This window comes from Pseudoalteromonas sp. BMB (assembly GCF_001709235.1).
Lineage (GTDB): Bacteria > Pseudomonadota > Gammaproteobacteria > Enterobacterales > Alteromonadaceae > Pseudoalteromonas > Pseudoalteromonas maricaloris.
In genome coordinates, this window is sequence record NZ_MBQA01000183.1 from 38867 (window position 1) to 59778 (window position 20912).

Below are 20912 nucleotides of genomic sequence, written 5' to 3' on the forward strand. Positions count from 1 at the left end.
ACTGCAATTAAAGGGTGATTTCAAAGATGAAAAAATACTGGCTGCTGCCATTGTTGTTTACTCCACTATTTGTCAATGCGGCGACATCTTCTACCGTAACATTGGCTTCCGATTACTTATTTAATGGCGTAAGTCAAACTAAGGAAGACGAAGCGCTTCAAGTCAGTTTAGATTGGTTTGGAAAAAGTGGTTGGTATGCTGGAGGCTGGGTGTCTCAAGTAGATTTTGGCGATGGTACGGATGTAGAAGGAGATCTGTATGGTGGCTACAAATTTACGCTAATTGAAAAGTTAAAACTTGATGTTGGCCTTACTCAATATACCTATCATGGTGATGATGTGAGTGCTGATTACAACTATGCAGAAGCCTATGCAAAGTTTAATTATGGCCAGACAAACTTAGACTTTTGGTATGCATGGGATTACTTTGGAACTGGGGCTGCTCACGGGATAGTGATGCTCACGCATAGTATCCCAATCACAGAACGGTGGTCACTGACGCTCGGGGTTGATCATTCAATGAGCTTTGATAGTGATAAATACGAATGGGAGTTGGGTGATGATGACTATACCCACTGGCATCTAACTGGAACTTACTCGATTAGCACTTGGTCTTTTTCATTGGGTTATGAAAGCAATGATATTGATTCCTATGCAGATTCTACATTTGTGGCGTCAATTTCAAAAACATTTAATTTCTAAATTTACCTTTTATTAACTTTTGTGTTGATTTTAGTTGCGAATTGTACTTTTATATAGCTATATGATTGATGCTCCATAACTTTTTATAGGAGTAAGCAATTGATGAGGTAATAGTGATAAAAGCTATGGAGTCGCAATGATGAAGGATACGATAAAACTAACAGCACTCTCTTTGGCGGTATTTTCTCGGTTTAGCTTTTCAAGCCCGCTAGAATTTGCCGGTGGTGCTGACATGTCTAAGTTAGTCGAGGCAGAGCACATATTGCCAAATCTTAATGACTACACAACAAACCTTGTGACCGTAAAAGGGGTGGTCACTCATGTTTGCAGAAAATTAGGTTGCTGGATGACGCTACGAGTAGCAAATGGCCTAGACGTAAATATCGAAGTTGAGCAAGGCGATATGGTATTTCCACTTGCTGCGATTGGCCGTGAAGCCCATGTGACGGGGCGCTTCGAAGCGCTAAACCAGCGCGCTTTGGCTTGCGTGAGTAAAGCAGACGATGAAACGGCACTTATGTGTTTGGGATTTAATCCAACGGCTGTAACCATTTCGCATTTAGTACAGCAGATAAAACACAGCTAGGCTCCCAAACGTGGTGACATAGAGGTTTTTAAAGCGAAACGCCAGTATTACCGCAACCGTTGCGGCGACCAAATAGGGATTGCTTGGCGTGATGGCAAGTTGCTTATCTTGAATAAATACAATGGGTACCCAAATGGCGGTCAGTACGCAAGGGGCGCTAAAACTTAAAAATCGTTGTAGTTTAGGACCGATAGTAAAAGGCAGTTGTTTTGCCAAAAATAAATACCGAGTTGCAAACGTGACGCAAGCCATGGCTAAAATAGTGGTGATCATACACGCTCCTTTTTACTTTGTAGCACATATCCCACCGACATCCCGAGTAGTGCTGAGGCGATTAAACCAAATTCAAAATGGATCAGTTTGAACACTAAGATAGTTCCTGCCGACGTTAAACAAGCACATAACACGGGTAATGCGTTAATACTCGGGACCACTAAAGCAATAAATATTGCCGCAATCGCGAAGTCTAAGCCAAGGTTGGTCAAGTCAGGTAAAAACTGACCTGCGACGATACCAATGAGCGTCCACAGATTCCATGCAACATAAAAGCTACCACCTGCGATGAGCGCATACACGAGCCGAAGTTTGCCTTGATAGGCGCGGTGGTGATGGGAAAACGCAAACAATTCGTCAGTGAGAAAAAACGCAATGGGGCCACGCCATTTAAGGGGCTTATCCATCATTTTGTTGCGGATCGCAAGGCCATAGAGTAAATGTCTCGCGCTAATTATAAAGGTAGTCGCAAGCAAGGTGATAAGCGCGGTGTCTTTGGCAATAAGCTCTATTGCCACTAACTGCGCTGAGCCTGCAAAAACTAATAACGACATTAACTGTGCTTCGAGCGGCGTAAAGCCATTTTGCACGGCAAGGGAGCCACACAATATTCCCCAAGGAAGCACGGCGAGATTTAATGGCAACATATCCCAAAAGCCTTTGCATACTGCGACTTTCATATTAACAAGCCTTGCTATATTGACTGGGAGTGATCCCCATATTCTTTTTAAAGTGACGGTTGAAATGGCTTTGGTCATAAAAGCCTACGCTTAATGCTGCATGGGAAACACTTTTGCCACTGCGCAATAATGCCTTGGCATGATTAAGCCGGTGTTGTATTTGAAAGGCATGGGGAGTGAGGCCGGTGTGGGCCTTAAACACGCGAATAAAGTAAAAGGGACTCATGCCGACAAGGCTCGCTAAGGAGTCGAGTGACACATCTTCAAATAAATTATCCAAAAGAAAATGGCGTGCTGTGGCAATTCGTTGCTTAACCGAAGGGATTTTTGTATCGAATGTGACTTTGCCTTGCTTATTGCTTAAATAAGATAGCAGAGTAATAAGTTGAGACTGCTTTTCAAGTACGCTGGTATCACATTCTAAGACGTTAAAAGTGGTGTTCATGAGTGCCGCAAGCGCTCGGTCGTGTACCACTGCATCATGGAAAAAAGGAGCCATTGCCTTGTCATCACCAAGAAACTGATTAAATAGTTCAGGCGTTGGGTAGAGTGAACGGTATGAAGACTTATCTTTGGACGCCTTTCTGCAGTCGTGCACCTGCTCTGCATTAATCAAAATGACACTATGCTGACTAGCTAAGTGTTCACCGCCACTGCGGTAGAATCGCTGCGCACCACTATCCACTAAGGCAAGCGTATAGCCGCTGTGGCTATGTCTACCAAAGTCTTCCTGCTTATCAATGTTGTGTAGTACTTCTAGGCCACCGAGTTCACGGTGAAAACTAAACTTTGAGTGCTGCATAATTCTCTCCCCCATTGATGAAAAGCGTATCTGTCTTCACTCAAAAAGTCTTGTACAAAATTGCACAATGTCATAAACAATAACCGGGTTAATAACGCCTAATGCCAAGTCTCTTTTTTGATCACGTTAACAAGGCGGTGATTGATTAAGCATCGGCCATCGATTACTTTAAGCTCGTCTTCATACACTCCGTTAAATACGGTGATTGGGGCATCTGATTGAGATTTTGGCTGCTGATAAAGAACAAAGTAGCTGTTAGCAATAAACTTATTTGCCTCGATAGGTTGAATATCGGCACTGGTTATCATGTGCATACTCTTTGTTGTTTTTATGGCTTGTTGCTGCCTTATTGTTATTTCTTCAGCACCAGTAATATTGATATTGAGTGCTGGGATACTAAATGTTGCATCCTGTGTAAAAACACTTTGGTATGCTTGTGCCGAATCCGAATCTCGATATTTTATGTAATTGTGTAATGTCGTCTCACAGAGGCGCTGCTCACTGCTTGGGTTGGTGGTCATGCAACCACTCATAACACCTGCCGCTGCAATTAAAAGGAAATATGATTTCATAACGTGTCCCTAATTTTTTGCTCTCAACCTGAGGTTTGGATAAGGAGTGAACTGATTCATTGTTTTTAACTCACGTAAAATTATTCCCTTGTCTAGCAAGAGAGTTTTGGGGGTAACCCCGCTCTCGCGTCCTGCTACCGCCCTAGTGCCTACATCCTTGTAGGCAAGACGAATTTACGCACCAATAGCTGGCTATTGGAAGTGAATTCAACGCAGTTAGCGCTAAAACCGACTGCTAGAAAGGCATTAATTATCCGAAGCTCAGGTTCAATAATCTCAGTGAGTTTAACTGTATTGTCAACCAAGCGAAAGCGTATGATTTATCTGGACGTAGCGATTGCGTAAACATGTAAAGCCCCTTTACAGCTTTTTCTGCTGCGGTTTTATTAGATGCTACTGATCTGTTAAGTCTGTATTTATGGCATGCAGATTTTCACCTTATGACAATTTAATATTGACGAATAAATTAACTTAGTTTACTTTTGTGAAAGCGCTTACATTTTGCGTGTGTTTTTTTAACTCCATTTGTAAGCGCTTACATTTGTTGCTAGGAACGCGCTGAGTAGTCTTCCAGCGTATAGCTAAATAACCTGCTCTGAGAAACGATGAGTTAATCGACGGCTTATCTAAGCCTCAGGTTAAATAATAAAGTTCTTAGTATTCAACCATTTGACAACGACGTTTTGCATCGGGGTAACTGATGAAAATTGCAGCAAGAAAATTAACAAGGCTATGTACCGCAATCTCTGTGGCTATCATAGCGGGATGTGGCGGAAGCGCCGAGACAGAAACTAATTATAAATCCGTTGATACCACAGCGCCGGTTTCAGACTGGACGCTAGTGTGGAGCGATGAATTTGATAGCGATGCGATAGACACATCTAAGTGGACGCACGAGGTAAATTGCGACGGCGGTGGCAACAATGAAAAACAGTGTTACACCGACAGTGAACAGAACGCGTTTATTGCCGATGGCATGCTGAATATTGTCGCTACCCCAGCGCAAGCAGGCGCACAACTGCCGTATATCTCGGCAAGATTGAACACCAAATATAAAGCTGATTTTAAGTATGGCAGATTCGAAATGCGGGCCAAGCTACCAAGCGGGCAAGGCAGTTGGCCCGCGTTTTGGATGTTGCCTACGGATGAGGTTTACGGTGGCTGGCCCAAGTCTGGTGAAATAGACATCATGGAAGCGGTAAACCTCAAGGTCGCTAATGAAGACGGCTCGGTTGAATCTAACGTGCATGGCACGCTGCATTACGGCCGTGATTGGCCTAATAATGTTCACACCGGTAAAGCATACGCCATACCTGATGGCGTAAATCCAGCCGATGACTTCCATACCTATGCTGTGGAGTGGCAAGAGGGTGAGATCCGTTGGTACGTTGATGGTTATCTCTATGCCACGCAACGTCAATCGGAGGTTCGTTACAACTCAAAGCAAGAAGCGGTTGGTTTAAAACACCGTGGATGGTTTGCTGAATACTACGAGCAAGGCTCTGGCGAGCTGGTTACTCATTGGGATAGTGCGCCTTTTGATCAACAGTTTCATCTTATCTTAAACCTTGCCGTTGGCGGTGATTGGCCAGAAAACGTTAATAATAAAGGTATCGACTCGGACGCCTTTGTGAACGGACAATCGTTTGTGGTTGACTATGTCAGGGTGTATGAATGCGGCTCTAATCCTGAAACGGGCAAAGGATGTGAAACGGTGCGCCCAGGCTACGACGACCTTGAGGATGCGTTAGTCGAAGGCGAAGCACCTATTCCGTCGCCACCTTCTTCGGGTACCGCTAAAAACCTAACCATCTTTGATGATAATTTTAACGTTAACTGGCCAGCTTGGGATTGTTGTGGTGGCTCTACGCCTGCATTGGTTGCAGACGAAAGCCGTGGCAATGTTGTTGAGTTTATGGTCGGTGAGACGCCAACCGTAAATGGCTTTACCAGCCGTGCCGAATTTATCACAGATCCAAGCGGTAAAGCCTCGCCATTTGATGCAACGAGTATGCTAGAAGCGGGCTATATTCGGTTCGATATGCAAGTGACACAAATGCCTTCAGACCCAAGCGCAGCATGGAAATTTAAAGTTGAAAGCCAAGGTGCTTCTAGCGCTGCTGAACTCGATCTTTTTGCAAGCGTTGAAGGACAATCACCAGCCGCAGGCTCGTGGCAAACTTATACCTTCCCATTACAGCAGTTGGCTGACGCAGGACTTGATGTGTCAGCCATTGATGTAGTGATGATCTTCCCAGCATGGGGTGCCGGAAATGGTGCTATCTATCGTGTTGATAAGGTTGAGATTGCACAGGATACAAACTTACCTTCGTTGACCTTATTTGAAAATGCCATTAACGCGCAGTGGCCGCTTTGGGATTGTTGTGGTGGCTCGACACCGACTGAAGTCTCTGACGATGCGACGCATGGTATTGTTGCTGAATTTACGATTGGTGACACACCAACGGTAATGGGGTTTTCGTCTCGAACGGAAGTGGGCGGAGCTGGAAAGCCGTTTGATGCAACTGCAATTTTAGCAGGTGGCGTAGTACAGTTTGAGATGAAAGTCATGAGCCTACCGTCAACGCCTGATGCCCCTTGGCTACTTAAAATTGAGTCTGACAATGCCGCGAGTGCGGTTGAGCTACCACTATCTGAATCACAAGAGGGTGTAGCGCCACAGGCCGGTGAATGGCAAACCTATACTTTCTCAATTGAAGCTTTGGCTCAGGCAGGACTTGATCCAAGTGCAATTGATGTGGTGATGATTTTCCCAGCTTGGGGCTCAGGTAGCGGTGCGGTTTATCGTGTTGATAACGCAAAAATCTTTCATCCTGACGGTGACAAGGCGAGTGGTGGTCTAAGCTTATTCAAAGATCAAGCTGCTGAGCAGTGGTCAATTTGGGATTGCTGTGGTGGCTCTACACCCACAATCGAAGTGGACGAAGATGCAGCTCATGGTCAAGTTGCGCAATTTGTTATTGGTGCAACCCCAACTGTGATGGGGTTCTTAGCGGATGACGATGTCTATTATGATGCTTCCCATTTACTAGAAACTGGCGTAGTTAAGTTTGATATGAAAGTGACTTCAGCACCTGCAAATATCGACGCTCAATGGCTGTTTAAAATTGAGTCAAATGATGCCAGTGCAGCGGTAGAGCTTGCTCTGAATCAAAGCGCTGAAGGTCAAGCTCCAGAAGTTGGCAAATGGCAAACGTATACGTTTCCACTTCAAGCTTTGTACGATGCAGGACTCGATATTAGTGCCATTGATGTCTTGATGGTATTCCCCAGTTGGGGAATGGGCGAAGGCGCCGTTTACCGCATAGACAATGTTGAAATCGTCAGTCAATAAGCCAGTGTGGATCGCCAATAGTGCTTTGAACTCGGTGATCCAGCAGCAAGAATAGAATCGCAGGGCAGTCATGAATAACAAACAATTCAATAAAAGTAAGCTTGCCGCTCAGTTGTCGCTAGCAATAGCGATGAATGCGGGAATGGTCAGCATAGCTCAAGCAGAAGAGCAACAAACAGCAGAAAAAGTCGAAGTGATTGAAGTGAAAGGGATCCGCGGAAGTTTGATCCGTTCAATGGATTTAAAGCGCTCCGCATCGGGGGTTATGGATGCCATTTCGGCAGAGGAAATGGGGAAATTTCCAGATACCAACTTAGCCGAATCTTTACAACGGATCACTGGTGTTTCGGTCAGCCGTGCCAACGGTGAAGGCAGCCAAATTACCGTACGTGGTTTTGGGCCTGATTTTAACTTGGTGACATTAAATGGTCGTCAAATGCCGGGCACAGGTAATACTCGCTCGTATAACTTGGAAAACCTAGCCGCAGAAGGTGTGAGTGCGCTTGAGGTATACAAAACCGGACGTGCTGATGTACCAAGTGGCGGTTTAGGGGCTTTGGTCAACATTGTCACGGCTAAGCCACTACAACGCCCAGGGCAGCACTTTAGCGCAACAGCAAAGGCGATTGTTGATACCTCTAACGAAGCGGGAGATGATGTTACACCTGAGGTTTCCGCGGTTTATAGTAATACCTTTGCCGATGAAACCTTTGGTTTTGGATTTTCCTTCTCCCATCAGCAACGTGATTTTCAAAAGCAGCAAGCCAATATTCAAGGCTGGCAGGCCAATGTTGATCTACCTGATTTAGACCCGTCTAAAATCATTGATGGCCGTGCTGAAGATGCCGAGGGTAATAAAGTCGGAAATTACTTTTTTCCAAAAGACATGAACTACGGCATTGAAGATCTAGAGCGAGAAAGAACGAACGGTCAAGTTACCTTTCAATATGCACCGACTAACGGTTTTGTTGCCACCTTAGACTACACGGCAAGCCTTGCCGTAACTGGCTCTAATACGGTGGGTTGGGGTATTTGGAATGAGTTTGGCGGTAATATAAATGCCTATGAGTTAGATGCCAATGGCACCGCTGTTTATGCCGATATTGGCGGTAATGATGCGTCGTTCACTGCAAATAGAAATACGACGGAAGTCGAGGCGCGTTCACTTGGATTAAATCTGGACTGGCAAATTAACGATAATTGGCATGTAGAGCTTGATTATCACGACTCGAAAAACGAAACCGATAATGGCGCAGATAAAGGTTTGGGTAGTGATGGTCAAATCATCTTAGGGTCAGATCAGTTGCTCACCAAGATTTATGATTATCGGCAGGGCGAAGTGCCACATGCGAATGTGCTTTGGAAAAATGGCACGAATGAACTCATGGCAAGTGAAATTGATTCTAACTTTAGCCAATTTATTCATTCTCCCGGAGAGGCGACAGTCGAGCAGTTACAACTTGATACCACTTGGTTTAACGACAGTTTTGATATTGGCCTAGTGAGTGTGCAGTTTGGTGCTGCTCGTACTGAACAGTCAACTGGGGGGTATGAAGCGTGGAGTGGTCTACGAGGAGGACCGGGTTTTAATCCTTCGTTTAAAGAAGTTTTCCCAGATAGCATGTTTACGCGCCATGAAACTGGCGATTTGCTAGATCAATTCGCTGGTGGTGGCAGTGATTTACTGCCGGGGTATTACTATACCTATGACTTTGATGAAGCTATTGCAAGGCAGCTTGCGTATCTTACAGAAGATGTGATCGGTGCTGACTACTACTCGGCGGATGCCTATTTTGATGGCATAGACAGCCAAAGTAGAGTTGATGAAACCACTGACAGCATCTACTTGCAATCCAAATGGGAGTTTGAATTTTCTGACTACTTTGTGCAGATCAACGCAGGTCTGCGCTATGAACAAACGGATGTGACAAGTGTGGTGCGTCAGCGTGTGGAAACGCAAGTGAATTGGGACAGTCCATCTGAATGGATTATGCAATACGCTGCGGGCGGTGATGACAATTTCTTAAAGCAGGAAGGGGATTACGACATTCTATTGCCGATGATCGATGTGCGTTTTGATATCACCGAAGATTTAATTGCGCGAGCGTCTTGGGGCAAAACAATGTCGCGTGCGCCGCTTAGCAATCTTGCGGGTGGCAGAAGTTTGTCAGGCAGTCCAAAACCGGGAGCAAGAACTGGCTCTCGAGGCAATACAAATCTATTACCGTTTGAGTCGACAAACCTAGATTTTTCACTTGAATATTATTACAACGAAGGAAGTTACGCGTCACTTGGCTACTTCAAAAAGGAGGTCGATAACTTTATTCAAACCACAATCACGCAAACCACCATTGAAGGTCTTTACGATATTTACAATGGTCCAAGGTATAAACAAGCGATTGCAGATATTGAAGCCCGTGGAGAGCAGGCAACCAGTGATGCCATTTTTGCGCAAATGCTCGCCAATGGTCACGGTAATGCCGATGGAAAAATTGAACCAAGCAGTGACGATCCTTTGATGGTATGGAACATCAGCCAGCCACAAAATACCGATAGCAAATCGGTTGATGGTTTTGAAGTAGCGGTACAGCACTTATTTGGTGAAACGGGATTTGGCCTTGGTGTAAACGCAACTTTTGTTGATGGCGATGTTGAGTTTGATAGTGAAAGCCTAGTGCAGCAAGCACCGCTGACGGGGTTAAGTGACTCGGCTAACTTCCAAGCATTTTACGAAAAAGACGGGTTATCGGTGAAGTTAACCTACGCATGGCGTGACGCTTATCTTATCGGGGTAGGCCAAGCGCAAGGCTCGGCAGATGCACCACCGCAATATGCCAAGTCTTACGGTCAATGGGACGTTAGTGTGAATTACGATATTGATGAGCAGTTTACGGTGTTCTTTGAAGGTATTAACTTAAACAATGAAACCGAGCAAGGATATGGTCGTTATGAAGAGCAATTCTTATTTGCTCGTCAATACGGCCCGAGATACTCGGTTGGTATGAGGTATACTTTTGAGTGATCCTTTGCGTATCCGTTCACTAAATACCAATTTCACTTAATTAAGCAAATTGGCATAATACCAATTGAATTAATTCTCTAATCAATTTGAAGGGTGAAATAGCATATTAGCTTCGTTAAAAATTTCTCATTTAGAACAACTAAATAGCAAAATTTTTGCCTTGCTACTAAAGCTATTTCCCCGCTTCAAGATAGATCATTTACTTAATACAACTGGTATAAAAATGCAGACCGATGAGTCTGCATTTTTTTGGCTCTAATTCAGTAGGGGCGACTTTATGTCGCGCTCATTCAAGCGCATATTGCATAGGGTAAAGATAAGGCTTACTTCGAAAAAGGGTTTTTTTGATAAACTCAGTACGCCGCTTCCACCTATCGCATATTACTTTGTAAATTCATGATTTAGTGTGATGATGCAGTGAGTGTGAATCGGACATGTTTGCGGGGTTGATGTTGTGGACAATTATTTGCTGTTTGTAGGTGTCGCTTTGGCGACAATTCTATTACCAGGGCCTGCAGTGATGCTGACTATCAATAACTCAATTCAAAGAGGCTTTGCCAAGTCTTTAGCTGGTATTTGTGGTGTCGCGCTCGGGATTTTGATTGTCGCCGCGGTATCGGCATCAAGTTTAGGTGTGATCTTAGCCAGTTCGGTGTTGGCATTTACGGTCGTTAAATTTATTGGCGCTGCATATCTCTTCTATTTAGGCTACAAAATGTGGCGAACTAAAGGTGAAAGTAAAATAGGCAAGTCTATTGCTGCCAGTTCGATGAAAAAGTGTTTTTTAGAAGGCTTTTTTGTTTCGATCACTAACCCTAAGGCTGTTATTTTCTTTATGTCTATCTTTCCGCAATTTATCAATGTGGAAAATGCCTTTTTGCCGCAATTTGTGTTGCTGGTTTTTACCTTTAGCCTGCTGGTGTTTATAGTGCATATTTCTTATGCGGTGTTTTCTGGCCTTGCTAAGACTAAATTGTCGTCACCGAAGAGCATGACGATGATGAACAAAGTGAGCGGTGGCGTGTTTTTTGGGTTTGGCGCCGGTTTAGTTGCCGCCGGTAAGTAGTTTGAGTGGCTTAAAGATGTAAGCATACTCCCTTTTCCCGCGAGTAGTTAAAGGGAGCAAAGCTTAAATTCGGCATCGCTTAGCTCCGCACAGCAGCAGGCTTACTCGCCTTAGTGCGACTGGTTGGGCTACTTAGATTTGAATAAGCGCTTGAAGCACTCATTAAGCCAAAACAACCCAAAGTTGTTAATATGCCAATGACGACGTAAATAATAAAATCGATTACCATGATGTTGCTCATATCAGTTCCTCTCCGTTGGTACAATGTGCATTAAATTCTGTGGGTTTCTACGTGTGATTCGACGACACGGAAACTCTGTGGGACCTCAAACTGAGGCATTAAGTTAAAAACAATCGCTGGGTACTTAAACTTTCTGTTTCTCGATGCGCTTGTAGGGCTTAAACAAGTGATATAAAGTGGCTCGCCATCCAAATTAAAATGAAAATTATTGCTGCAATCTGACGATTGAGAATGCGGCCCTCTAGGCGTGCTCTGCGAGACTAGGTTTTGCAATTCCTGCAGTTTACGCCAAACAGACTTATTAAAGTCGCTGTCATCTAAGTGTTGGCTCTGCTCAAAAACCGCCACAAACGCGGCACTTTTCATGCTGTCAAACTCTACCTTTTCGACAAAAGAATAGAGACTCGTTATTAAACTGAAGTTGTTGTGTCTTGAGGTGAGATCGCCAAAACCTAAAACCTCAACATGGTTAAACGCTAATTCGGCTCTATTACCACCACAAATGCATGGAAATTGCTGCTTGTTCACGAAATCAATAAAACTTTCTTGCAGCTCGGGTTGTGGTGTCATGTTTTATGCTCCTTGTGTTATTTGCGCTAGTTGGCTTTGGTGGTTTCCAATGCTGAATGGCGAAATACATCTACATTGATTATCTATCATTAAGTAAGCAAGGCTTGAACCACAAATTAATAAATTTAACTCATTGAATTTTATTGGGTTTTGTTTTGTGTGTTTTAAAGGGGTAATTTTTTCACGTTTTATTCAGGTAAGAAGTACACGGTTGTAAAAATTGGTAACGGTGTGTTTTTCGCTTCGGACAAGGTTTACCTAGATTGGTTGTTACTGCCCGAGTAAAGGTAAGTTTTTGAGGTTTTTATAGCCCATTGCAATGGCAATACAACGGTAAAGTTGTGCTGTTGGCATGTCTTCTTCTAGTTTAAGGACAATCGCTCGGTTTCCTTCAAATTGTAACTCGTCGGAAAATAGTACTCTAAATGTATCAACTAGCTTCGTTTGGCAGTGAAAATAAAGGTGATAGTTAGTAGGCGTTTTGGCTTTCCAAGCCATACGGAAAGGGCTACCCGATTTAACACAGAAGCTTAACTCTCCCCACTTTATTGCCTCAATCACTGCGCCAAAGTTTTGCTCACAGGCCACCTGTATAACGAGGCTACGCAGTGCCCTGATTTTTGCTTGTGCAGCAGGTGGATAGGTACTAATCACTTGTTCGGCTATGTTTGACACTCTGGCTCTTCCTTGGTGTTAGGTCATAAAGTAGAGTATTAAATTGAGCAGGTGAGGGCAAGTGTGCTCTTGGTGTGACTTTTTAAATCGCTTGCTTGTGCCCTGTAAAAAGAATAAACGAGCGCATCAGACAATTGGCTTATCTTAGATTTCTTGAATTCTAGTCCACATTAAAGTTGGTTCATTAGACACTAAAAAACGATGTGAACACAGCCTCGTGCCCACATCGTGTTAAGGGGACTAATTGCAGCTTAGTGTTGGTGATGCTTCTGAAGAGATCTGTATCTCAGATAGCGTTACCTCTAGTATCCCGGCGGTTGAAAGCTCGAAAGGGACAACGGTTTTAGTGAAGTCCATGCCTTGGGTTGTAAAGCAATTGAGGTCAATGCTTAGTGATTGCCAATTGGCTAAAGGCATAGCTTGAAGTTGCTTAGCAATATCGACTTTTGCGGTGCATGAGCCGTTTGCATCCGCTTCGCCTTCACAGCTCATCGCTACCCAAACCGGTTTATCTGGCGCAGCATCAACTTGAACTTTAAATCTAAGGGCGCTGTCGGTCGGAATGCTTGGGCTTATGTCTTCCCTAAAGTAGCTTTCACTAGCGAGTCTAAAGCCGCTGCGTCGACTACCGTCAAAAAGTAGCTGAATGGCATCTTCTTGTACTTCTCTGTCCGTTGTGCGGTAGCTAATACCACCGAGCGTATGGGTGTTGGCATTTATCAGTTGATTTTCGGCACTGCTGTATAAATGGCCTTGCCAAGGTTTATTGATTGACCTTACCAGTAAGTCTACACCGCTGGCGAGATTTGCCAGAGTTTGTATTTGCTCTGGTAAATTATCTGCTAGTACATTTTGGTCTGAATAACGTAAGCCAAAACCATAAGGTAAAAGCGGGTCGTAATTTTCATCTTGGTAATTTACGATTTGTGTCGGCGTTTTTGGCCAAGAGTAGCTAAGCTTGCCAGTAAAATCATACTGAACTTGGCCGTTTTTGTCGGCCAGTAATACATCGCTGATCCCAATTCCTTCAGATCCCGGTAACCATGCCGCCACAAATGCATCTGATGCGTTGAGTTCAGGGTTTACCCACATTGGGCGACCACTGATAAACACTGCCACTGTAGGAATTCCTGCTTGTTTAAAACGTTTGAGTAATGCGAGATCAGATTTATCAGACGGCTTGTATTCAAGTGTTGCTCTATCACCGTGGCCCTCTGCATAGGGATCTTCGCCAAATACCACAATAGCAACGTCAGGCTTATCTTCGAAATCACCGCTAGTACTTAATGTGACGGTGCCACCAGCCGCTTCTGCTTGCTGCTTTATACCATCATAAATAGAAGTACCGCCCGGGAAGTCGGCATTGGTGTTGTTGGTACCTTGCCAAGTAATACTCCAACCGCCGGATTGTTTGCCGATATTGTCGGCACCATCGCCTGCTAACAAAATATGTTGGTTTGGTTTAAGTGGTAATAGCTGATCTTTGTTTTTGAGTAAAACCAGTGACTCACGTACGGCTTGGCGCGCAACTTTACGGTGCGACTCTGCGCCAATGATTTCTGAGTTGCCAGCCAATGGACGATTTGCAGGACTTGGTTTTTCAAAAAGTCCCGCACGGAGTTTAACTCTTAAAATACGACTTACTGCATCATCAATGCGAGACTGCGCGATAGCGCCGCTTTTTGCTTGCGCTAGCGTATTGTTGTACAAGGCTTTCCAGTCGTTCGGGGCCATGACAATATCAATGCCGGCATTAATGGCCTCTGCGCAGCTGTCGTTCGTACAGCCTTTTATTTGGCCGTGACCATTCCAATCGCTCACCACAAAACCATCAAAATTCATTCGCTCTTTGAGCACTTGGGTAAGCAAATAATGGCTGCCATGCACTTTTTCGCCATGCCAACTGTTAAACGACGCCATCACCGATTGTGCTCCGGCTTCAAGTCCGCCTACGTAGCCTTGAGCGTGAAGTGCAATTAATGCTTTTTCAGAGGCGATGTTGTCGCCTTGGTCGTCGCCAGCAACCGTGCCACCATCGCCGACAAAATGCTTTACCGTGCTGATCACGCGGTTCTTACCAAGAAAGTCCGCTTTAGGGTCGCCCTGTAAGCCTTTAACAATAGCGCTGGAATACGCTTTTACGATGTCGGGATGTTCCGAGTATCCTTCATAGGTGCGTCCCCAGCGATCATCACGCACCACCGCGACCGTCGGGGCAAAGATCCAATCAATTCCGGTGGCTAACACTTCTTTTGCGGTAATGTGGGCGATTTTCTCAATAAGATCTGGGTTATTTGCTGCGCCAAGGCCAATGTTATGTGGAAATAGCGTAGCGCCAATGACGTTATTGTGGCCATGAACCGCATCCGTTCCCCACATGGTTGGAATAGTGCTGCCATCTAGGCTATCGTCAATCGATGCCTGATAGAGCGCTTCGGCAAGTTTAACCCAATCTGCAGGCGTTGCATGTTTGTTGTTGTAAGGAAATGCGCCACCGCCATTGAGATATGAGCCGAATCCGTACTCTCGCATTTCTGCGACGGTAATATTTCGAATCTCAGGTTGGATCATCTGCGCAACTTTTTGCTCCAGGGTCATCTTAGCGAGTATCGACCGAATTCTTTCTTCTAGATTGCTATCGGTTTGAATCGCAGGAGTCAGCGCTGGCCAGTTTTCTACTTGGCGAGCTGCATCAACACTGGTTTTATTTGGGCTTTCGCTACATCCTGTTAAGGTTGCGATAGCCATTGCAAGACTTAGCATGGTTATTTTCGTTTTCATGTCTTAATTACTCTTGAAACGCTGAGGAGTTGCGCCTTTTAATCCAAAGTAGGCGATGTAGATATAGCATAAAGCAGGCAGTAAGAATGATAGCTGCAGATTGATTCCGTCTGCTAGCATCCCTTGAAATAGCGGGATAACTGCACCGCCGACAATAGCAAGACAGAGAATGCCTGAGCCCTGTGCCGTTTGTTTTCCAAGCCCATTCAACGATAAGCTAAAGATAGTCGGGAACATTACGGAGTTACAAAGCCCGACCGCCAAAATGCTCCAAAGGGCGAGCTGACCGCTGCTAAATACTGCGATAAGCACTAATGCAAATGCACAGGCTGCATTAAAGACAAGCACGGTTCGACCCGATATTTTCTGCATGACTAACGCGCCAATAAAGCGTCCGACCATGGCACCACCCCAATAATATGCGATGAGCTTTGCAGCTTGGGCTTCGGTCATGTTGCCAATGTCCGGTTGATGTAAGAAGCTAACGAGCGTTGAGCCAATTGCCACTTCAGCTCCAACATAAACGAAAATACCGATTGCACCAAGCACCAAATGTTTATGCTGCCATGCCTTGATTTCGCCTGTGGTGACTTCCTCAGTAGTACTACTTAGCTGGGGAAGTTTGATAAAGGCAAAGATCAAAGCCAATGACGCGAGCATGGCTGCTAACATCAAGTAAGGCAATTGGGTTGCGCTGGCATTGCCCACCTCAACTGTGCTTCCCTCACTGAAGATGAGCATGGCGCCAAAAAATGGGGCGACAGTCGTACCTAGAGAGTTAAAGGCTTGGGTCATGGTGAGTCGTGCTGGGGCGGTTTCGGGAGAGCCAAGTACACTAACAAAAGGGTTAGCAGCAACTTGTAGCACTGTGATCCCTGCCGCTAGTACAAATAGCGCGAATAAAAACACGCCGTAGATACCACTTTCAGCCGCGGGGTAAAAAAGCACACAGCCGATGCCTGCGGTAAGTAATCCAGTTACAATGCCTTTTTGATAGCCGATTTTTCCAACCAATTTACCAGCTGGCACCGAAACAACGAAATAGGCGCTAAAAAAGCAAAATTGGATCAGCATAGCTTGAGTGTAATTAAGCTCAAACGCGCTTTTGAGGTATGGAATTAAAATATCATTCAAGCAAGTGATGAAACCCCACATAAAAAATAGTGAGGTGAGGGCCCCCAAAGCAAATCGGTACTGACCAGTATGGCCTGTGGCGATTGCTGCTGAAACCTGTGGTTGAGACGGTACGCTCACGACAAACTCCTAGTTGATTTTTTTTGGTAAAGCGCTTACATTTATAAAAATGAAAGCGCTTACATTTTTAATGATGATTGCAGAAAGCGAACACGAATTCAAATAAAAAATGTTTTTGCCTTGCACTGTGACTAACACAACACGCTCGTACCTTGGCGTGAACACATAACTTGGAACGATTAACCATGAATAAAATTATCCTGCCAACACACTCGGCCATGTTGAAGGCAGACTATATTTTCGGCGTTGCGACTTCGTCATTTCAAATCGAAGGTGAGCGGCATGGGCGTTGTGAGTCAATTTGGGATAGGTTTTGTGAACATGATAGCGCGATAAAGGATAGTAGTAACGGTGATATTGCCTGTGAGCATATATCCAGGTGGCAGCAAGATGTTGAACTCATAACCAGTTTGGGGGTTGACGCCTATCGCCTTTCTATTTCTTGGCCACGAGTTATGAATGATGATGGCACGGTTAACGATGCTGGACTTTCATTTTACCAACAATTGGTCGATGCGTTGGTTACTAAAGGCTTAAAAGTGTTTGTCACGCTATATCACTGGGACTTGCCACAAGCGCTTGAGGATAAGGGCGGGTGGCTGAATCGAGAAACGGCTGTGGCGTTTGCACGGTATGCCGAGGTGGTATGTAAAGCGCTTGGCGATAAAGTGTATGCGTACACCACGTTAAATGAACCATTTTGTAGTGCACATTTGGGGTATGAATTAGGTATTCATGCACCGGGCTTGCGCTCCCAAGCGGCGGGAAGACAAGCAGCTCATTACCTGCTTCTTGCTCATGGTTTGGCGATGCAAGTGTTAAGAGCCCATTGCCCAAATAGCCTCCATGGAGTCGTGTTGAATTTTGCCAATGCGGACCCTGTGTCTACAGCGCATTGTGACGTGGAAGCGGCAAAAATCGCGGATGATTACTGTAATCACTGGTATATCAAGCCTATTCTTGAAGGGCAGTACCCAGATTTACTTGCCCAGCTCCCCAAGGACGTACAACCAGATATGCTAGCTGGAGATTTAGAGATTATTGCTGCCCCCATTGATTATCTTGGCGTGAATTATTACACCCGAAACATTTATCAATCTGATGGTAATGGATGGTATGAACAAGTTGAGCCTAGTGCCGAAACGCTCACTACAATGGGCTGGGAAGTCGTGCCAGACTCTTTTTGTGCATTGCTTCGGGAGTTACATGCTGAATACCAGTTGCCACCACTTTATATCACAGAAAATGGTGCGGCCTTTGACGATAAAATGGAAAATGGCGAAGTATTAGACGTGCAAAGGCTGGCTTACTTCCAATCTCACCTGCTCGCGGTTAATCAAGCAATGGAGCAGGGCGTTGATATTCGTGGCTACTTTGCATGGAGTTTAATGGATAATTTCGAATGGGCAGAGGGGTATACGCAACGCTTTGGTATTGTGCACGTTGATTATCATACTCAGCAAAGAACCTTAAAGGCGAGTGCAAAAGCCTACCAAACGATGCTGCTAGAGCGTAAATCAAGTGTCTAAAACTATGCGCATTTTGAGCCAGAATTGGTATAGTGCGCAGATACAACTGATGGAATAAAAGTAATAGGTATGGCAACGATTTACGAAGTCTCAAAAGCTGCTGGGGTATCATTAGCCACGGTGTCACGGGTGATGAATGGCAATGCAAAGGTGAGTGACAAAACCAAAGAGAAGGTGCTCGCGGCAATGTCAGAGTTAGGTTATAAACCTAACGCCATCGCGCAATCTTTGGCTTCTAACCGCAGTAATAGTGTAGGGCTTATGGTATCTGAGCTACACGGTTCTTTCTTTGGTGACATGATGAGTACCATAGAGAGTACACTGAGAACGGCGGGTAAACATGCCATTATTGCTGCGGGCCACAGTGATGAAGAAAAAGAGCAACAAGCCATTGAGTTTTTATTGGATAGGCGCTGCGATGCCTTAATTGTGCATGCAGAAGCAGTCAGTGATGAATATCTCATTGAGCTTGCGGGACGAGATGTAGAACTGGTGCTAGTGAACCGCCACATTCCAGAGTTGGCAGAGCGCTGTTTTTATACTGACAACGAACTGGGTGGATACCTAGCGACTGAGGCGCTATTGCAGCGCGGACACCGAGATATCGCGTATATCAGTGGACCGTTATTTAAGCTTGATGCCAAAGCGCGTTTGGCTGGTCATCAAAAAGCCTTAGCTGAATACAATGTGTCATTTGATCCTAAGCTCTCATTTGAAGGCGGTTATCATGAAACCGATGGCATCGCGGGATTTAATCATTTAATGCAAACAGGGCAGCGCTTTAGTGCCTTGGTTTGCGCAAACGATGAGATGGCATCAGGTGCGATGACTGCGGCCAGAGAAGCAGGACTTGATGTCCCATCAGCGCTTTCCGTTGTAGGCTTTGACGATGTGTTATTTACCAAATATCTTTATCCAAAACTCACCACCATAGATAACCCTATTCGTAAAATGGGCTATGCGGCCGCGCGTTGGGTACTTAAGCATGTGTATAAAGAGAAGCACCAACCCGATGTTGAAAATCTCTACCCACCAACCTTAATCTTGCGCGATTCTATCGCCGTAAAAGCAGAGTAATAAGCGATGACCAGCCTGTCGATATCCAATGCATTGAAGTACACCTTGATTGTATCGTTAGGCGGGTTTATTTTTGGCTTTGATGCGTCGGTGATTTCGGGCGCAATTGGGTTTATCAGCGAGGCCTTTAAGCTCACCCCATGGCAGCAAGGGATAGTCGTGAGTGCGCCTACCTTAGGAGGGTTGGTCGCAACACTTATTGCAGGGCCGGTGGCTGATGCCATTGGCCGTAAGCAAACATTGCTGATGACCGCGTGTTTGTATTTTGTCTCCGCGATTGGCTCGGCTTTTGCGACTTCGTTTGAAGCATTGGTGATTGCGCGTTTTATTGGTGGAATGGCATTTTGTTCCTTGATGGTGGCGCCCATGTATATTGCTGAGATCAGCTTAGCGGATCAGCGAGGGCGTTTGGTATCGGTTAATCAGCTCAATATTGTCGTTGGCCTATTTATCTCCTATTTCACTAATTATTTCTTACTTCAGCTCAGCCATAGCGATGCAATGTGGGTGTCTTATTGGCAAATAGATAGTCAAACATGGCGTTGGATGCTTGGTGTTGAGGCGCTGCCAGCACTGGCTTGGGTTTTGTTGTTACTGTTATTGCCGCGAAGTCCTCGGTGGTTATTGATGAAGGATCAACCGCTAGAGGCTAAACGCACATTAACGCGATTGTTTGGTAGCAACAATGCACAACAGCAACTTGATGCTATTCAAGCCGCGTTACCTAAACTACAACTGAGTAGTTTGTCGCTTGCGCGCAAAATGGGCAGTTTGTTTAGTAAGCGACTTCGTGTCCCTTTGCTGGTAGGCATTGTGCTTGCCGTCGCGCAGCAAGTCACCGGGATTAATGTGGTGTTTTTTTATGCCCCGACCATTTTTGAACAAAGTGGTATTGGCACTGATGCTGCGTTTATGCAAGCGATTTGGATTGGTCTTATCAATGTGGTTTTTACCATCGTTGCGCTACTGACTATAGATAAGCTCGGACGGCGGCCGCTGTTACTTATTGGATTAACGGGCATTTGCTTTAGTATGGCACTGTGTAGCTGGGGCTTTAAGCAAGCAACTTATCAGCTAAATACAGCGCATATTGCTGAAATTAAGACAGAAGTAGCCGATTTTCCTGCGCATGCATTAGCGCCAATATTAGGCCAGACTTTCACCTCCGATGTTGCATTTAATAACGCGATAAAGCAGCGTTTAACTGCAGACGAGTACCGACAATACAAGTCGGTGATTTTCGCACACAGCATTAATATGCCAGCAAAACTAGTTCTGTTTGGGATTTCTCTTTTTGTTGCGTCGTTCGCGATGTCGCTTGGGCCAGTCATGTGGGTAATGTTTTCGGAGATATTTCCAAATGCAATTCGAGCCGTTGCGATTTCCGTTGTAGGTGTGATTAATAATGCCGCCAGTTTTACCGTACAATTGGTGTTTCCGTGGGAGCTTGAATATTTAGGTGCAAGCACCACCTTCTTATTGTACAGCCTGTTTTCATTGCTTTCGTTTGCGCTGGTATTTTTGTTTGTGGAAGAAACCAAAGGTAAGAGCTTGGAGCAGCTAAGCGAAAGTTTGGAAGCGAAACCTAGTTAACCTGAGCTTCGGATATTGGTGCGTAAATTCGCCTTGTTTTCCCTAAAACTCTCTGGCTAGATAAGGAGAAAACTAAGTTGTGCTTTAGCAACAATGAGTTGGAACATTCCTTATCCAAACCTCAGGTTAGTTAGC

Annotated in this window: 16 protein-coding genes; 8 read left to right on the plus strand and 8 right to left on the minus strand. The window is 45.0% G+C overall.

The genetic code is table 11. The features are described 5' to 3' along the window. The first annotated feature begins 26 nt into the window (after positions 1–26). Positions 27–701, plus strand: coding sequence for a TorF family putative porin (locus tag BB427_RS16635; protein WP_069022021.1), 675 nt, complete (start codon positions 27–29; stop codon positions 699–701). Positions 702–837: 136 nt separating this feature from the next. After that, positions 838–1287 (plus strand): DUF4920 domain-containing protein, encoded by a 450-nt coding sequence (locus tag BB427_RS16640; RefSeq protein ID WP_069022023.1) that lies wholly within the window; start codon positions 838–840, stop codon positions 1285–1287. On the opposite strand, the gene BB427_RS16645 is transcribed toward BB427_RS16640, so the two are convergent. The 4 genes from BB427_RS16645 to BB427_RS16660 all read right to left on the minus strand — a co-directional run bounded on the left by BB427_RS16645 (position 1261) and on the right by BB427_RS16660 (position 3614). Then, the gene (locus tag BB427_RS16645; RefSeq protein ID WP_039491726.1) at positions 1261–1560 is read right to left on the minus strand and encodes an AzlD domain-containing protein; all 300 of its coding nucleotides are present in this window, start codon (positions 1558–1560) and stop codon (positions 1261–1263) included. The genes BB427_RS16640 and BB427_RS16645 overlap by 27 nt on opposite strands. Beyond that, positions 1557–2240, minus strand: coding sequence for an AzlC family ABC transporter permease (locus BB427_RS16650; protein ID WP_069022026.1), 684 nt, complete (start codon positions 2238–2240; stop codon positions 1557–1559). The genes BB427_RS16645 and BB427_RS16650 overlap by 4 nt, the downstream gene beginning before the upstream one ends. A gap of 1 nt (position 2241) precedes the next feature. Further along, a complete protein-coding gene (locus BB427_RS16655; protein WP_069022029.1) occupies positions 2242–3042 on the minus strand; it encodes an AraC family transcriptional regulator in 801 nt (266 codons plus the stop codon). A gap of 98 nt (positions 3043–3140) precedes the next feature. Beyond that, complete coding sequence (locus tag BB427_RS16660; protein ID WP_069022031.1) at positions 3141–3614, minus strand: nuclear transport factor 2 family protein; 474 nt, start codon at positions 3612–3614, stop codon at positions 3141–3143. A 700-nt stretch (positions 3615–4314) separates the two neighbouring features. Here BB427_RS16660 and BB427_RS16665 point away from each other — a divergent pair. The 3 genes from BB427_RS16665 to BB427_RS16675 all read left to right on the plus strand — a co-directional run bounded on the left by BB427_RS16665 (position 4315) and on the right by BB427_RS16675 (position 11057). After that, positions 4315–6969, plus strand: coding sequence for a glycoside hydrolase family 16 protein (locus BB427_RS16665; RefSeq protein WP_069022033.1), 2655 nt, complete (start codon positions 4315–4317; stop codon positions 6967–6969). A gap of 70 nt (positions 6970–7039) precedes the next feature. After that, on the plus strand, positions 7040–9991 hold the full coding sequence (locus BB427_RS16670) for a TonB-dependent receptor (RefSeq protein ID WP_069022037.1): 2952 nt from the start codon (positions 7040–7042) through the stop codon (positions 9989–9991). 487 nt (positions 9992–10478) lie between these two features. Beyond that, positions 10479–11057 (plus strand): LysE family translocator, encoded by a 579-nt coding sequence (locus BB427_RS16675; RefSeq protein WP_254663658.1) that lies wholly within the window; start codon positions 10479–10481, stop codon positions 11055–11057. 271 nt (positions 11058–11328) lie between these two features. On the opposite strand, the gene BB427_RS16680 is transcribed toward BB427_RS16675, so the two are convergent. The 4 genes from BB427_RS16680 to BB427_RS16695 form a co-directional block, all read right to left on the minus strand. Further along, positions 11329–11868 (minus strand): YqcI/YcgG family protein, encoded by a 540-nt coding sequence (locus BB427_RS16680; RefSeq protein ID WP_069022040.1) that lies wholly within the window; start codon positions 11866–11868, stop codon positions 11329–11331. A gap of 270 nt (positions 11869–12138) precedes the next feature. Further along, positions 12139–12543: a DUF1801 domain-containing protein gene (locus tag BB427_RS16685; RefSeq protein ID WP_069022041.1), complete on the minus strand. Its 405-nt coding sequence runs from the start codon at positions 12541–12543 to the stop codon at positions 12139–12141. 240 nt (positions 12544–12783) lie between these two features. Next, positions 12784–15324, minus strand: a complete 2541-nt coding sequence (locus BB427_RS16690; protein WP_069022042.1) for a glycoside hydrolase family 3 protein — start codon at positions 15322–15324, stop codon at positions 12784–12786. Positions 15325–15327: 3 nt separating this feature from the next. Beyond that, positions 15328–16578, minus strand: coding sequence for a sugar MFS transporter (locus tag BB427_RS16695; protein ID WP_069022043.1), 1251 nt, complete (start codon positions 16576–16578; stop codon positions 15328–15330). Positions 16579–16763: 185 nt separating this feature from the next. Between BB427_RS16695 and BB427_RS16700 the strand changes: the two genes are divergently transcribed. The 3 genes from BB427_RS16700 (at position 16764) to BB427_RS16710 (ending at position 20777) form a co-directional block, all read left to right on the plus strand. Further along, entirely contained in the window at positions 16764–18107 is a 1344-nt protein-coding gene (locus tag BB427_RS16700) for a GH1 family beta-glucosidase (RefSeq protein WP_069022045.1), read from the plus strand. Positions 18108–18176: 69 nt separating this feature from the next. Continuing rightward, entirely contained in the window at positions 18177–19184 is a 1008-nt protein-coding gene (locus BB427_RS16705) for a LacI family DNA-binding transcriptional regulator (protein WP_069022047.1), read from the plus strand. Positions 19185–19190: 6 nt separating this feature from the next. Continuing rightward, positions 19191–20777 carry a sugar porter family MFS transporter gene (locus tag BB427_RS16710; protein ID WP_069022049.1) on the plus strand — a complete coding sequence of 529 codons (1587 nt, stop codon included), beginning with the start codon at positions 19191–19193 and terminating at the stop codon, positions 20775–20777. Positions 20778–20912 lie beyond the last annotated feature (135 nt).